This window comes from Kutzneria viridogrisea DSM 43870, from assembly GCF_000525635.1.
Classification (GTDB): Bacteria; Actinomycetota; Actinomycetes; order Mycobacteriales; family Pseudonocardiaceae; genus Kutzneria; species Kutzneria viridogrisea.
The window spans coordinates 1,966,261-1,980,755 of record NZ_CP007155.1; the positions used below are offsets into that span (position 1 = coordinate 1,966,261).

A 14,495-nucleotide genomic window follows, 5' to 3' on the forward strand; every position below is an offset into this window, starting at 1 on the left:
CACCTTCATGACACAGGAGGTGGGGCGAGCGGGTGCCGCGGGCTCAGTGCAGGACGTTGACGGCGCGGGCGACGACGAGGACGACGATCAGCAGGGAGATCACCGACTGGGCGAGCATGGCGAGCTTGGCCCAGGTCCGCAGCGGCATCACGTCGGTGGGGCTGAACGCGGTGGCGTTGGTGAACGACAGGTACAGGTAGTCCAGGTAGCGCGGCTCCCAGTCGCGCGGGGCGAGTTCGGGGCTGCTCATCTGCGGGAACAGGAAGTCTGGGTACTCGCGCACCCCGCTGGCGCGCACGGCTGGCCCGCCGCGGTCGAACTCCCAGTACCAGAGCGAGAACACGATGATGTTGGTGACGTACACCGAGGCCCCGTTGCTGAGCAGCGGCCCGGCCTGGTCGCCGAGCGAGCCGTCGAGGATGTGCCGCACCAGCTGCACCCCGTTGACGGCGTTGCCGAAGCTGACCAGCGCGGCGACCACCAGCCCGATGGAGCGCTCCAGCCGCTCGTAGCGGCCGACCCGGCCGGGGTTGACGGCCACCACCAGCACCACCAGCAGCGTGGTCAGACCGGGCAGCAGCCAGGACGGCAGGAAGTTCAGCTTGTCGGGCAACGGCAGTTGCAGCCCCAGCGCGAGCAGGATGGCCAGCGCCACCGGCCAGCGGTGCTCGGTCGCGGTCCGCTGGCGCCACGCGGGCAGTGCCTCGTCGTTCACGCGGACATCGTGCACCTGGAAAGCGCCTGCCGACAGCAGAGGGCGGGCTCCCGGAGGAACCCGCCCTCTTGTGGCCGACTGGTAGGTCGCCTCTCGGCGAAGGACACGATGCGACTCCAGCCGTACGGTATTTCGCACCGGTTGATTAGATGCGGCCCGGGGGACACGTACCAGCCAACCACTGCCTACAACGGTAGCGGTGCGCGTGGTGTTCCCGCATCCCTCACCCGGTGCAGGCCACGGTGACCACCATCACCGTGCGTGTACAACAACCTCGACACGCCCTCGACCATATGCGTTCTTGCCGACCCGCCCGGCGCGCTTCACCATCGAGGGGGCGGTACGCGGACTGGGGAGTTGGCGATGCAGGGCAGGCGGCGGGAACTGGTCCGTCTCTGGCAGGTGGCGGTGCGCAGGCCGAGGTGGCAGCTGTTCGCCGCGGCACTGCTCTCGTTGTGGACCCTGTTCTGGATCGTCGGCCAGGTGCAGCAGGACGGCCGCTCCCCGCTGGACGTGCTGAGACTGGGCCTCGGCTGGGCGGACGTGCCCTCCCGCTGGCTGGACGCGATCACGCAGTGGCTGCGCGACGAGCGCAGGCACGGCCCGCTCGGCGCGCTGGCCATCGCGGGCGGACTGCTCTGGTCCTCCACGACCGAGCGCAACCAGTTGCCCGCGCTGCTGGGCTGGCTGGCGGTGATGACCGCCGCCGAGGGCATCGGCTACGGCTCGGCGGTCAACCGCGCCGTGCTGGCCCTGGGCGCCTTCGTGCTGGTGCTGCTGCTGGTCTCGCTGCCCGGCCGCCGCGCGTTCGTGCTGCGGCACATCGTGCTGATGCCCCGCGACGTGCTGCACGCAGGGGTCACCGCCGCCGCCCTGTCCGCCGTGGTGCCGCTGATCGCCCCGGGACTGGTGCTCGTGCGGCTGTGTGTGCCCTATGTCACCCGCCCGCCGAGGCCATTGGGCAATGGTCCACATCCGTCAGGTGGGAGGCCGTTGACAAAGCCGGAACCACACGGTGTGGTTGATCCATGACAGTGCGAACACCACGGTTGTGCACAGTTCCGGGTGCCTGTCCCTGTTGCGCCTGCTGAGCGATCACCGCCGCCACCCTGCGGTTTCCGGTGCGGACATCGTTGTCCGAATTGGTGCGGTACCGACGAAAGTCGTAGGCCGTATCGCGTAGCGGCTCACACGAATACCGGTTATCCGGACCGTGTGGGTACGCCGAAAATAGACCTGAGTGCCTTCTCGCCCCTGCAGTCGAGGTACCACGTGAACGAACTCGGCCCGGTCGGTCGCGGCGACCTGCTCCGCAGCGCCAGAGCGCAGCTGCTGGCGGGCGGCAGCGTGCTGTTCGGCGGTCCCGCGGGCATCGGCAAGTCCACCCTGCTGTCCACCCTCGCCGCCGAACTGGCCGAGGGCGGCTGCGCCGTGCTGCGCTGTGCCCCCGACGAGTCGGACTCCCAGCTGCCCTTCGTCTGCCTGATCGACCTGCTCGCCGAGGTCGGCGACGCGGCGCTGGCCGCACTGCCCGCCCCGCTGCGCACCGCGCTGGACGCCGCCCTGCTGCGTGGGGAACACCCCAGCTCCGACCAGAGCCGCCTCGGCGTGCGGATGGCGGTGTTGCAAGTGCTGCAACGACTTTCCGCCGCCAACCCCGTCGTACTGGTGATCGACGACGTGCAGTGGGTCGACCCGCCCAGCGCCGAGGTGCTCGCCTTCGTGGCCCGCCGCACCGCGGGCACCTCGGTGCGGGTGCTCGCCGCCGAGCGGGTGCCCGAGCGCGAGCAGCCCGCGAACCGGCACCTGTGCCCGCCCGAGGTCACCGAACTGGCCGTGCCCCCGCTCAGCCCGCGCGACGTGGCCCGGCTGCTGCTGCGCGACACGGGCCGCCTGCTGCCGCACAGCCTCGTCGCGCGCGTGCACGAGGTCGCCGACGGCAACCCCTTCTACGCACTGGAACTGGGCCGTGCCGTGCTGCGCGCGGGCGCCCCGGAGAGCCCGGGCAGCCCGCTGCCGGTGCCGCGCAGGCTGCGTGCCCTGCTGCTGGACCGGCTCGGCGAGCTGTCCCCGCAGGCCCAGGCCACCCTGTTGCTGGCCAGCGTGGCGACCCGCCCCAGCCTGACCCTGCTGCGCGCGGCGGGCCACCCGGACGCGGCCCGCGATCTCGCCGCCGCCGACCGGTGCGGGCTCGCGCGCACCGGGGACGACGGCATCGTGCGGTTCCGCCACCCGCTGATCCGGGCCGCGATCTACGCGGAAGTGCCCGCACACCAACGGGTCGAGGCGCACGCCCGGCTGGCCGAGGTGGTGGGCGAGCCGGTGGAGCAGGCCCGCCACCTGGCGCTGGCCAAGCCGCACGAGGACGAACCCGTTGCCAGCACGCTGATGTCGGCGGCCGCCTCCGCGCGACGCCGTGGCGCCCCGGTCACCGCGGCCGAACTGGCCAGCATGGCCGCCGACCGAACCCCTTGGGACGACCAGGAAGTGCGGGCCGAGCGCCGACTCGCCGCCGCCGAGCACGCCTGCGACGCGGGCCTGCGCGTGGAGGCGCGCACGGCGGCCGAGTCGGTGCTGGCCGACGCGCGCTCCCCGCGACTGCGGGTGCGGGCGAGGCTGGTGCTGCTGCGCAACGCGGGCCAGGCGCTGGACGTGCTCAGCCCGCTCATCGAGGACGGGGTCGCCGACGCCGCGGGCGATCCCGCGCTGGAGGCGCCGATGCGCATGTGGGCGGCCGGCCGCGCGCTGTTGATCGGCCGCACGGCGGAGGCGGTGGAGCAGTCCCGTATCTCCGCGCGGCTGGCCGATGCCGCGGGCGACCCGGTGACGGCCGTGCGTGCCCTGACCCGCCTCGCCCACCTGCTGACCTTCACCGGTGACCCCGAGGCGCGGCCCACGCTGGCCCGCGCGCTGGAACTGGCCGAGGCCAACCCGGCGGCCCGCCTGTGGGAACCCGCCCGCCTCCAGGCGATCGTGGAGCTCTACGCCGACCGGTACACCCAGGCCACGCAGCGGCTGATCCCGTTGCTGCGCAAGGTGGAGGAGAGCGCCGCCGTGGAGGACGCGGTGGCCGTCATGGTGACCCTGGCCGAGGCGCAGGCCAGGGCCGGGCAGTGCCGCGGCGGACTGGAGACCGCCCGGCGGGCGATCCAGCTGTTCTCCGAGGCGGGGGTCAGCTGCGCGCCCGCGCTGTTCGCCGCGGCGCTGGCGGAGGCCACCGGCGGCAGCGTGGAGTCGGCGACGGCGCTGGCGCGGCGCGGGGCCCGCGAGTCCGAGGCCGACGGGGACAAGCTGTTCCTGATGCGCAACCTGGCCGTGTTGGGCCAGATCCTGCTCAGCACGGGTGACGCCCCCGGCGCCGTGCGCGCGCTGAGCCAGGTCGCGGACCTGGGCGCTGCCATGGACATCCGGGACCCGGCGGTGGTGCGCTGGCACGCCGACCTGGCCGAGGCCCTGGTGTCCACAGGGGACACCGAGCGGGCCGCCGCGCTGATCGACTCCGCCCGTGAGCGGGCCCGCGAGTTCGGCAGGGCGAGCGTGCTGGCCAACCTGGACCGCGCCCGCGCGCTGCTCGCCGTCGCGCTGGGGGAGCAGCACGAGGGTGCCGCCGCACTGCGTGCCATCGCCGACCGGCAACGCGCACTGCCCGTCCCGCTGGACCGGGCGCGCACCCTGATCGCCCTGGCCGGGGTCGAGCGCCGCTGCCGCAGGCGGGCCGCCGCGCGTTCGGCGCTGATCGAGGCGTACGAGGTCTGCGCGGCGATCGAGGCCGTGCCCTGGGCGGAGCGCGTCCGGGACGAACTGGACCGGACCGGGGTTCAGGTGCGCGCCGAGCAGGCCCCGGCCGAGCTCACCCTTGCCGAGCAACGGGTCGCCGAGCTCGTGCGCGCGGGCTCCACCAACCGCGAGGTGGCCGCCGCGCTGTTCATCAGTGTGAAGACCGTGGAGGCCACGCTGTCCCGGATCTACCGCAAGTTCGGGGTCCGCTCGCGCACGGAACTGGTGCGCGCCATGGAGGTGCTGCCCGAGCCCGCGATCGGTGAGCCCGAACGGGTGGCCCTGCGCAGTCAGGCCGGGTGAGCACAAGGGTTTCCCCGCTAACGGTGCGGGGATCGGGCCAATAGCTTGGGTGTTGTCCCGATCCCCACACCCTGCGGAGAACTTCGTGAAATCACTGAGGATCCTCGGTGCGCTGATCGCACCCGTAGCCGTGGCCGCGGTGGCCGCGCCGGTCGCGCTCGCCGCACCCGCCAGCCCGTTCGGCCCCGAGGTCGTGCGGACCGGAACCGTTGCCGCACAGCAGAAGATCTCGGTCGCGGTCAGTCTGAACCTGCGCAACGGCGCCGAGCTGGACCAGGTCATCGCCCAGGTCAGCGACCCGAATTCGCCACGATACGGTCATTTCCTGACACCTGAGCAGTTCACCGACCGGTACGGGCCGAGTTCCACCGAGGTCGCGAAGGTCACCGACTACCTTCGTGGACAAGGACTTTCGGTGGACTCGGTCAGTGACAACCACCTCGTGGTCGACGCCAGCGGACCGGCCGAGGCGGTCTCCCGCGCCTTCGGCACCACCCTGGCCGACTACCGCGACGGCAGGACCGGCCGCGGCTTCTACGCCAACACCGCCGCGCCGCACCTGCCCAGCGCGATCGCGGGCAGCGTGCTGGACGTGGCCGGGCTGAGCACCCGCTCGGTGCGCGCGCACCACGCGAAGGTGGCCCCGCACAACGGTCCTGGCGGCGGCTACACGCCCACCCAGCTCAAGGGCGGTTACGACGTGGCCCCGCTGGCCACCGCGGGCTACGACGGCAGCGGGCAGACCGTGGCGCTGTGGGAGTTCGACGGCTACCAGCAGTCCAACATCACCGCCTACGACAACTACTACAAGACCGGCTCGCCCACCCCGGTGGTCAAGCAGGTCAGCGGGGGCTCGGGCCCGATCGGCAACGGCCAGGTCGAGGTGGAGCTGGACATCGAGGCGGTGCAGGCGATCGCGCCCAAGGCCGCCATCCAGGTGTTCGAGGCGCCCAACTCCGACCAGGGCGAGGTGGACCTGGCCAACGCGATCGTGGCCAGCGGGATCCCGGTGACCTCGATCAGTTGGGGTCTGTCGGAGAAGGGCCGCACCACCTCCGGCATCCAGGCCGTGGACAACATCCTCAAGCAGGGTGCCGCCCAGGGGCAGAGCTTCTTCGCCGCCTCCGGGGACAGCGGCTCCGACGACAACGGCGACGGCAGCAAGACCGTGGACTACCCGGCCAGCGACCCGTACGTGACCGGGGTCGGCGGCACCAACCTGACCGTCACCTCCGGCAACGCCTGGAGCAAGGAGACCGGCTGGAACGGTTCCGGCGGCGGCTACTCCTCGGTGTTCGCCCTGCCCAGCTTCCAGAGCGGGGTGAAGATCGGCACCACGAACAAGCGCCAGGTGCCCGATGTCTCCGCACAGGGCGGTCCGACCGGCATCTCCGTCTACAGCCAGGGCAGCTGGACCTCGGTGTACGGCACCTCCGGGGCCGCGCCGATCTGGGCGGGGGTGGCCGCGGTCTACAACCAGGACGCCAAGGCCAAGGGTAAGTCCGGGCTGGGCTGGGCCAATCCCAAGCTGTACTCGATCGCCGCCTCGAACTACCACGACATCTCCAGCGGCAGCAACGGTGGCTACAGCGCCAAGTCCGGCTTCGACCTCGTGACCGGCATCGGTACCCCGGACGCCAACAAGATCGCAACCGCGGGCATCACCAGGTAGCCCTGACGTGCCATGAAAGTGCCGTTCACTGCGCTGGACGCAGTGAACGGCACTTTCATGGCACGTCAGCCTTGTGGGTCACCGGGATTGACGGCCTGACACCCGTCCCGCCGCCGTTCGGATGAATGGCCCCGCACCGGGACGACCTGCACGAGTGACATCGAGGCGGTACGGCCTCGGTGCGCTGAGTGACTGTTACGTTGCGGACAGTCGCAAATCGTGCGGGAGGAATCCGATGAACCGCGTCACCGCCATCGTTGCCGCCTTGCTCGTGGGCGCGGCCCTGCTGGCGCCCGCCACGGCCTCGGCCAAGGCCGCGACCGGCAGGGTCCTGGTCTTCGAGCTGGAGTACGTGCCGCTGACTGTGTGGGAGAACCCCAAGGGCTGCAAGAAGTTACCGCTGGCGGCGCACGTGCTGGTCAACCAGACCGACACCCCGGTGGAGATCTACGCCGACCCGTTCTGCCTGTCGCCCTCGCTGGATGTCAACCCGGGTTTCGGCTCGCACGTGGTACCCGGCTCGGGCAGCTTCCAGACCGAAGAGTGAAGCCCCGCGAGGAAAGGACGCTCATGCCGGTCGACGCCGTGGTGGTCGGTGTCGGGTACGTGGGGCTCCCGCTGGCGGCCGCGGCCTGTGCCGCGGGCCTGTCGGTGACTGGCTTCGACATCGACCCCTCGGTGGTCGAGGGCCTTCAGCAGGGGCGTTCACACGTGCCCGACGTGTCCGAGGCACAGCTCAACTCCATGCGCGCCAACGGGTTCACCGCCACCGCCGATCCCTCGGTGCTACGTGGCGCCGACACGGTCGTCATCTGCGTGCCCACCGGGCTCGACCCCGGCGGCGGGCCCGACCTCGGCGCGGTGCGGGCCGCGGCGGCCACCGTGGCGGCCAACCTGCGGCCCGGCACGCTGGTGGTGCTGGAGTCGACCAGTTACCCGGGGACCACCGACGAGGTGCTGCGGCCGGTGCTGGAGAGCACGGGGCTGGTCGCGGGCGAGGACTTCCTGCTGGCCTACTCCCCGGAGCGGATCGACCCCGGCAACCGGGCGTACGGGGTGCGCAGCACGCCGAAGGTCGTCAGCGGGCACACCCCGCGCTGCGCCAAGCAGTGCGCCACGTTCTACAGCCGCTTCGTGGACTCGGTGGTGCTGGCCAGGGGAACCCGCGAGGCGGAGATGGCCAAGCTGCTGGAGAACACCTACCGCTACGTGAACATCGCGCTGGTCAACGAGATCGCGGTGTTCTGCGACCAGATCGGCCTGGACGTCTGGGACGTGCTGCACTGCGCGGCCACCAAGCCCTTCGGCTTCGCGCCCTTCGTACCGGGGCCCGGGGTCGGCGGGCACTGCATCCCGGTGGACCCGATGTACCTGCTGGACCGGGCGGAACGAGCGGGCTTCCCACTGGGTGTGGTGCGGGCGGCGCGCCGGGTCGACGCGGCCATGCCGTCCTATGTGGTCAGTCGAGCGGAGCGACTGCTCGGCAGGAAACTCGACGGGGCAAGGATCCTGCTGCTCGGCGTGACCTACAAACCCGAGGTGCCCGACACGCGGGAGACCCGCGCGGTGCCCATCGCCACCGAGCTGGCCGGGCGCGGTGCGCTGGTGCACTACCACGACCCGTTCGTCGGCGCGGTGCCCGCGCTGGACGCGGTGGCCCACCCGGTCGACGAGCTCGACACGGCCCTGCACGCGGCCGACCTCGCGATCCTGCTCACCCCGCACAGCGCGTACCGGCCCGCACACCTGGCCAGGGCGGCGCGCCTGTTGCTGGACACCACTGGCCGGGTCCCTGGCGAGCACGCGGTGTCGCGGCTCTGAGGACCGATCCACCGTCACACACAACAGGAGGACAAACCCGATGACCACCGCTGTGAAGAACGAGCGGCTGCGCAAGCGTTTCGAGAAGTGGGACACCAACGGTGACGGCCAGGTCGACCGCGCGGACTACCTGTCGGAGGCCGACCGCATCGTCAGCGCCTTCGGCGAGGACCCGAGCACCCCGCAGGCCCGCGCGCTCAAGGACGCCTTCGCGGGCATGTACGACTACCTGGCGGACAAGGCCGGGGTGGGCGCCGCCGGCAGCATGTCGGTGGACCAGTTCCAGGAGGTGGTCCAGGCGCAGCTGTTCGCCGAGGGCGACGCCGGGTTCAGCCGCGTGGTGCGGCCGACCATCTCGGCGATCGTGGGTCTGTGCGATGTGGACGGTGACGGTCAGATCAACCCCGAGGAGTTCCACAAGTGGCTGGAAGCCGTGGGTGTGGACCGGTCGTCGGCCGTCGAGTCGTTCCGCGCCATCGACACCAACGGTGACGGGCAGCTGAGCGTGGACGAGCTCGTGCAGGCCGTGCGCGACTACCACTTCGGCACGCTGGACGTGCCGCTGCTGGGCTGACCCGCCGATGTGCCGTTCGCCCCCGCCGGGACCGTGGCGGGGGCGAACACCACCACGTCCTCCGGCAGCAGCCCCAGGTCCGGTCCGGTGACCGGTGCCACGGTGTGGATCAGGACGTTGTAGTGGTTGGGGAAGTGGCAGGCGTCGAAGCCGAGCACGGTGCCCACGAACACCCCGTCGACCCACACCTGGTCCCCGCGGTCGAGCACACCCGCGTTGCCCACCTCAACGAAGCCCAGGAAACCCACCCGGTCGATGCGCGAGCCCGGCGCGGTCTCCGCGTGGTCGGTGGTCACCAACTCGTGCACCTCGCCCTGCCGCACGCAGCGGCTGGCGTGCGGCTCCAGGCTCATGCCCCGGTCCCGCCGCTGGTGCACCAGCACCTTCACCACGGTCGTACGCACAGCCCGTTTCGGCCCGTCCTCAAGCACCCGACTGGCTCCCTTCCACTCGGTAGACCTGGTCCACCAGCGCCAACGCGCTGAGCCCCGCGTCATCCCACCTCGCGCCCAGCGGCACCGCACCGAGGAAGTCCCGCAGCACGCCCTCGTACTCGTGCCACAGCGAGCCCTTGAACCCCGGGTAGCCGCCGAGCATGTCGGCGCGCAGCTCGGTCCCGTCGGCCAGGCACGCCGTGATGTCCTTGCACTCGCCCGGATAGGACCAGTCCAGCTCCACCCGCGCCGGGCACGACCCGTGCAGCTCCAGCACGGCCTGGCGGTCGATCCCCGTGGCATCGCGGGTGATCCGCACCCCGGTCAGCCGCAGCGGGCCGAGCAGCCAGCGCACGAGGTCCAGCGCGTTCGGGCCGTTGTCCGCCACGCACCCGCCGCCGCAGCGCGCGGCATCCAGGTACCAGCGGTCGCGGCCGACGTGCTCCTCGATCCGCTCCAGGTACCGCACGGTCAGCGACTCGACCGGACCCGCACCGGCCAGTTCCTCCCGCAGTGCCAGCACGTTGCTGTTGTAGCGGCGGTGGAAGGCCGTGAACAAGGTGAGACTCCGGTCTCGTGCGACGGCGGCCAGCTCGGCCCCGTCCTCCAGCGTGGTGGCCAGCGGCTTCTCCACGCAGACCGGCAGTCCCGCGTGCAGCACGTCCCGGCACACGTCCAGGTGCACGTCGTTGGGCACGGTCACCACCACGGCGTCCAGCCCACCCCCGGCGAGCATCTCGCGGTGGTCGGCGTGGCAGCGGGCCTTGTCCCGGAACGGGTCCAGCGCCTCCCCGTGCGGATCGCACACCGCGGCCAGCTCGCAGTCGGGCAGTGCGGCGATCGCGGCCAGGTAGAACCGTGAGATCACCCCGAGCCCGACGACCCCCAGGCGGATCACCCGACCTCCCGCAGTTCCGGCGCGAGCGCGCTGAGTTCCTCGAACAGGGCCCTGGGCAAGGGGATTCCCCGCACCCGGTTGCGCGCGGCCCGCTCCGCCTCCGGCCAGCCCGGGTAGCGCACCGGCTGCGCGGGGTCGACCGGCGGGCAGTCCAGCAGCGCGCGGAACAGCCTGGCCGAGTCGGCGGCGAACGAGCCGCCCGGCCGCAGCACCTCGGGTGCGATCACCAGCGCGAGCACACCGATGTCCTCGTCCCGGCCGCCGCTGTCCGACACCGGCCCGAGCGCCGCGCCGGGCAGCAGCGCGGCGAGCACCTCCACCAGCAGTCCGAGCCCGAACCCCTTGTACGAACCGGTTTCCGGGCTGCCGCCGAGCCAGCGCAGGTGTGCCTCCCCCCGGTCGAGCGCCGCGGGGTCGGTGACCGGTTCGCCATCCCTGCCGGCCAGCCAGCCCGCGGGTATCGGATCACCGGCCCGTGCCGCCGCACGGATCCGGCCGGTGGGCACGACCGTGGTGCTCATGTCCAGCACGAAGGGCGGGCCCGCACCGGCGGGGCAGGCGAGGCTGAGCGGGTTGGTGCCCAGCATCGCGGCGAGCCCGCCGGGCGGGGGAGCGATGCGCTGGCCGCCACAGTTGGACGCGATCAACCCGATCATGCCCTGCCGCGCCGCCCGCAACGCGTGGTAGCCCGCGCAGCCGATGTGCGTGGCGCGGCGCAGCGACACCAGGCCGAGGCCGAACCTGCTGGCGCGTTCGGTGGCGATCTTCACCGCCTCCGCGGCGGCCCACAGCCCGAGCGCCTCGTGCGCGTCCACGTGCAGGCAGGCGCCCAGGTCGTTGAGGATCTCCAACTCCGCCAGCGGATCCGTCCTGCCCTCGGCGAACAGCGGCAGGTAGAGCCGGGTCAGGTTGACCAGCCCGTGCGAGCTGACCCCGGTGAGATCGCCGTGGCACAGGGCCTCGGCGGCGATCTCGGCCCGCCGCGGGGCGAGCCCGCGCTCGGCGAAGACACCGGCCACAGTGGACAGAAGCGTCCTGTGCGGCACGAGCACCGTGTCGTTCATGCCACTCCGTTCCGTGCGAACCTGATCAGGATCTCGCACACGACCTCGGCGAACCGGTCCAGTTCCCGCTCGTCGGCGAACTCGCCCTCGGCGTGCGCGTTGTTGGCGGCCAGCGACCCGGGGCCGAGCACCACCGTGCAGGTGCCGGGCACCCCGGCCAGCCAGATGGCGTCACAGGTGAAGCCGGGTTCGTGCTCGGGCCAACGCGGCACGACCTGGTCCAGCAGCGCCTCGCCCCACGAGTCCCGGCAGTCCAGCGCGGGCAGGCCCCGCTTGAGCCAGTTCAGCCGGGTCACGGACTCGGCCTCCACAGCGGTGCGGCGGTACACCGGGCTGTCTGCGAACCGCGCGCGGAACTCGGCCAAACCCTCGCGCAGCCCCGATTCCAGCAGCGTGGTCAGCCGCTGTGCCGAGCCCGCCGAGCCGTAGGACAGGTTGAGCAGCAACTCGCCCGTGCCGTACACCCGGTTGTGCAGCCGCCCGGTGTGCAGCCCCGCGACGCAGACCTGCCCGTCCGGGACCTGGCCGGTCAGCGCCGCGCCCAGGTGCTGCGCGAGGAATCCCAGCAGCACGGTCGCGTTGTGCCCTACGTGCGGCTGGTCGTCGATCGCGTCCTGACCCGCCACCCGCACGCTGGCGGTCATCGCCGCCGTGCACCGGCTCAGCCAGCGCAGCCCGGTCGGCTCGCAGAACACGTTGAGCCGACCGAAGAACCCGTCCTCGACCAGCGGGCGGGTGCCGATCGTGCCCAGCGCCCCACCCTCCTCGCCGGACACCGCCTGCACCAGCACACCCACGTCGCGGCCGAGCGCGGGCTCGGCCAGCAGGGCATGGCGGACCCCGGCCAGCAGCGCGACGGCCGGCCCCTTGGCGTCGATCGCGCCGCGGCCGTGGAACCGCCCGTCCGTGTAGCGCACAGGTTCGGCCCCGGCCACGGTGTCCAGGTGCACGTTGAACATCACGGCGGGTTTGGCAGGACCCAGGCGGAGCACCAGACTTGGCTGTGCGGCGAGGAATTCCGGTCCCCGCGCCACGGCCTCCCGTACCGGCAGCGGCACGTCGGGTCGCAGTGCCGCCGTCGTGGTGGCCGTGGTCAGCCGGACGGTCTCGAAGCCGATCCCGTTGGCCGCCAACGCGTAGCTGTGCATCGCCTGCCACAGCCGTACCGGCCCGTCGGTCTCCAGCGGACCCGCCGTGGGCAGTTCGAGCAGCCCCAGCAACAGGTCCCGGTCGGCGCGGTTCATCGCAGCAGCTCGGTCATCGCCCGCCCGGCGGCGAGGAACCGCTGCGGGGCGTCCGCCGCCAGCTCGCCCGGCTCGTGCGGTCGCAGGCCCAGATGCGGCTCCAGCGACCACGCCCCCGTGTACCCGTTGTCCCGCAACAACCTCACGCAGTCGGTCACCCGGGCCTGGCCCGCACCGGGCAGGGTGTAGCTGTGCTCGGCCGGGCTGCCCACCGCGTCCTTGACGTGCACGTGCGCGACGTGCTCGACGATCTCCTTGAGCACCGCCAGCCCGTCGTAGCCGTGCGGGATGCCGTTGCCGGTGTCGAACAGCAGCCGCAGCGCCGGGCTGTCGACCGCGTCGAGCAGCTCCAGCATGCGCTTGGCGCTGGTGCCCGCCCACCCGGAGCAGTTCTCGTGCAGCAGCGTCACTCCCGAGTCCTCGGCGCGCGTGGCCAGCACCCGCAGGCGATCCACGCACCGCGCGCGCCACTGCGCCTCGTCCAGGCCGTCGTTGGGGTAGGACATGACCCGCACGTAACGCGTGCCGAGCGCCGCACACCGCCGCGCCAGCACGTCCAGCTCGGTCAGGTCCAGGTCGAACGGCCCGCTGATCGGCCGCGCCCAGCTGCCGATCCGCGAGGCCAGGCACACCACGTGCAGCTCGGCCGCGGCCAGCTCCTCGACCACGCGGGCGAATCGGTGCTCGTCCAGCTCCGCGACCGGGAACCGGTCCACGCAGCGCAGTTCGATGCCGCCCCAGCCCAGCGCGCGGATCGCCGAGATCTGGGTGCGCAGCCCGTGCCCCGCCTCGTCCGCGATGCCCGCCAGCACGGCTCGCCGCTCAACCGGCATGCCGGGTCAGCCGCTCGCCCCGGGCGTCGGGCACCACGGGCTCCGCGCAGATGTTCTTGGCCACCGACAGGGTGCGCACCACGTCGGCGGCGAAGGAGAAGGACTGCCCCGCGTGCTCGGTGCCCACGCGGAAATTGCGGTAGGCCTGCAACATCCAGGTGGTCAGGGAATCGTCGCGCAGCACGCGGTGTTCGGCGTGCCCGTTGACGGTCACCGTGAGCTGGGCGTATTCGTCGTCCTCGCCGACCGCGTAGTGGCCGGTGGCGGTGCCCCGCTCGAATTCCAGGGTGACCCGCCGCTCGCGCACCGGCGAGGTCAGATCGGACTCGATCCTTGTGCGCACCCCACTGTTGTGCCGCAATCCCACCTGCGCCCCACCCATTCGCGGGATGAGCAGATCACCCACGGCCATGTCGCTGCCGAGTGCGTGCGTGACCCGGGCGCTGCCCGCCAGCCGCAGCGCGAGCGCCACCCCGTGCGGCAGCTCCACGTCGAAGGCCGTGGGATGCCCGCTGGTCAGCAGGGACCGCCGGAACCGGGGCTTGTTCTGCACGATGGTCAGCGAGCGCGGTTCGCCCAGCGTGCCCTCGCGCAGCAGGCCGTGCAGCCGCTTGGTCAGCGCGCTGGTCAGCCAGGGCTCCACCACCTCGATGTGCAGGTTGTGCCTGCGCCGCAGCCGCACGATGCGCGCCAGGTCGTCGGTGTCGGTGGCCAGGGGCTTCTCCACGATGATCCGGCGGAAGCCGTACCCGGCCAGCTGCCCGATGAGCTCAGTGCGCACGGTGGGCGGGGTGCACACGTGCACCACCGTGTCGGCCGGGTCCACCTGCCGCTCGGCCTGCTCCAGTGTGGAGGTCACGGTCAGGTCCGGCCGGTCGGCCAGCGTGCGCCTGGGGTCGCACGCCACCACGGGGCGGTCGGCGAACAGGTGTGTGGCTGCCGTCCTGGCCTTCGCCAGAACCGGCAGGTGCAACCCCGCCCCGGCCCTGCCGAGCCCCACAACGAGTGTCTGCAATTTCTCGGCCCCGTCACTGAAATGGAGTAGCGCTCGGAATTGACCGCCATTAACGGTGTCCTCCTGGCCTGTGCCCTGTCAATCCTGGCATCCGATGGTTGACCAGGAAGAGTGAACACGCGAGGTGTGCTCGGGAATTGAACGG

13 protein-coding genes are annotated in these 14,495 nt (G+C 72.0%); 6 read left to right on the forward strand and 7 right to left on the reverse strand.

What is annotated here, in order from left to right; genetic code table 11:
* Positions 1-43: 43 nt before the first annotated feature.
* On the reverse strand, positions 44-715 hold the full coding sequence (locus KALB_RS08875) for a hypothetical protein (protein ID WP_025355369.1): 672 nt from the start codon (positions 713-715) through the stop codon (positions 44-46).
* Between the two features lie 363 nt (positions 716-1,078).
* Here KALB_RS08875 and KALB_RS08880 point away from each other — a divergent pair, with 363 nt between their 5' ends.
* The 6 genes from KALB_RS08880 to KALB_RS08905 all read left to right on the forward strand — a co-directional run bounded on the left by KALB_RS08880 (position 1,079) and on the right by KALB_RS08905 (position 8,862).
* On the forward strand, positions 1,079-1,747 hold the full coding sequence (locus tag KALB_RS08880) for a hypothetical protein (protein WP_035977205.1): 669 nt from the start codon (positions 1,079-1,081) through the stop codon (positions 1,745-1,747).
* Between the two features lie 240 nt (positions 1,748-1,987).
* Positions 1,988-4,795 (forward strand): ATP-binding protein, encoded by a 2,808-nt coding sequence (locus tag KALB_RS08885; protein WP_025355371.1) that lies wholly within the window; start codon positions 1,988-1,990, stop codon positions 4,793-4,795.
* 85 nt (positions 4,796-4,880) lie between these two features.
* On the forward strand, positions 4,881-6,467 hold the full coding sequence (locus tag KALB_RS08890; protein WP_025355372.1) for a S53 family peptidase: 1,587 nt from the start codon (positions 4,881-4,883) through the stop codon (positions 6,465-6,467).
* 235 nt (positions 6,468-6,702) lie between these two features.
* Complete coding sequence (locus tag KALB_RS08895) at positions 6,703-7,014, forward strand: hypothetical protein (RefSeq protein ID WP_025355373.1); 312 nt, start codon at positions 6,703-6,705, stop codon at positions 7,012-7,014.
* 23 nt (positions 7,015-7,037) lie between these two features.
* Positions 7,038-8,288, forward strand: coding sequence for a nucleotide sugar dehydrogenase (locus tag KALB_RS08900; protein WP_025355374.1), 1,251 nt, complete (start codon positions 7,038-7,040; stop codon positions 8,286-8,288).
* A 40-nt stretch (positions 8,289-8,328) separates the two neighbouring features.
* On the forward strand, positions 8,329-8,862 hold the full coding sequence (locus KALB_RS08905) for an EF-hand domain-containing protein (RefSeq protein ID WP_025355375.1): 534 nt from the start codon (positions 8,329-8,331) through the stop codon (positions 8,860-8,862).
* On the opposite strand, the gene KALB_RS08910 is transcribed toward KALB_RS08905, so the two are convergent.
* The 6 genes from KALB_RS08910 to KALB_RS08935 are packed head-to-tail and all read right to left on the reverse strand — an operon-like array spanning position 8,823 to position 14,335.
* A complete protein-coding gene (locus KALB_RS08910; RefSeq protein WP_025355376.1) occupies positions 8,823-9,293 on the reverse strand; it encodes a DUF6917 domain-containing protein in 471 nt (156 codons plus the stop codon). The genes KALB_RS08905 and KALB_RS08910 overlap by 40 nt on opposite strands.
* Complete coding sequence (locus tag KALB_RS08915) at positions 9,286-10,194, reverse strand: Gfo/Idh/MocA family protein (protein ID WP_025355377.1); 909 nt, start codon at positions 10,192-10,194, stop codon at positions 9,286-9,288. Before KALB_RS08915 ends, KALB_RS08910 begins: the two co-directional genes overlap by 8 nt.
* The gene (locus tag KALB_RS08920; protein WP_025355378.1) at positions 10,191-11,258 is read right to left on the reverse strand and encodes an Ldh family oxidoreductase; all 1,068 of its coding nucleotides are present in this window, start codon (positions 11,256-11,258) and stop codon (positions 10,191-10,193) included. Before KALB_RS08920 ends, KALB_RS08915 begins: the two co-directional genes overlap by 4 nt.
* A complete protein-coding gene (locus tag KALB_RS08925; RefSeq protein WP_025355379.1) occupies positions 11,255-12,502 on the reverse strand; it encodes a M20/M25/M40 family metallo-hydrolase in 1,248 nt (415 codons plus the stop codon). Before KALB_RS08925 ends, KALB_RS08920 begins: the two co-directional genes overlap by 4 nt.
* Positions 12,499-13,335 carry a sugar phosphate isomerase/epimerase family protein gene (locus tag KALB_RS08930; protein ID WP_025355380.1) on the reverse strand — a complete coding sequence of 279 codons (837 nt, stop codon included), beginning with the start codon at positions 13,333-13,335 and terminating at the stop codon, positions 12,499-12,501. The genes KALB_RS08925 and KALB_RS08930 overlap by 4 nt, the downstream gene beginning before the upstream one ends.
* Complete coding sequence (locus KALB_RS08935) at positions 13,325-14,335, reverse strand: Gfo/Idh/MocA family protein (protein WP_236650207.1); 1,011 nt, start codon at positions 14,333-14,335, stop codon at positions 13,325-13,327. The genes KALB_RS08930 and KALB_RS08935 overlap by 11 nt, the downstream gene beginning before the upstream one ends.
* Between the last annotated feature and the right edge of the window lie 160 nt (positions 14,336-14,495).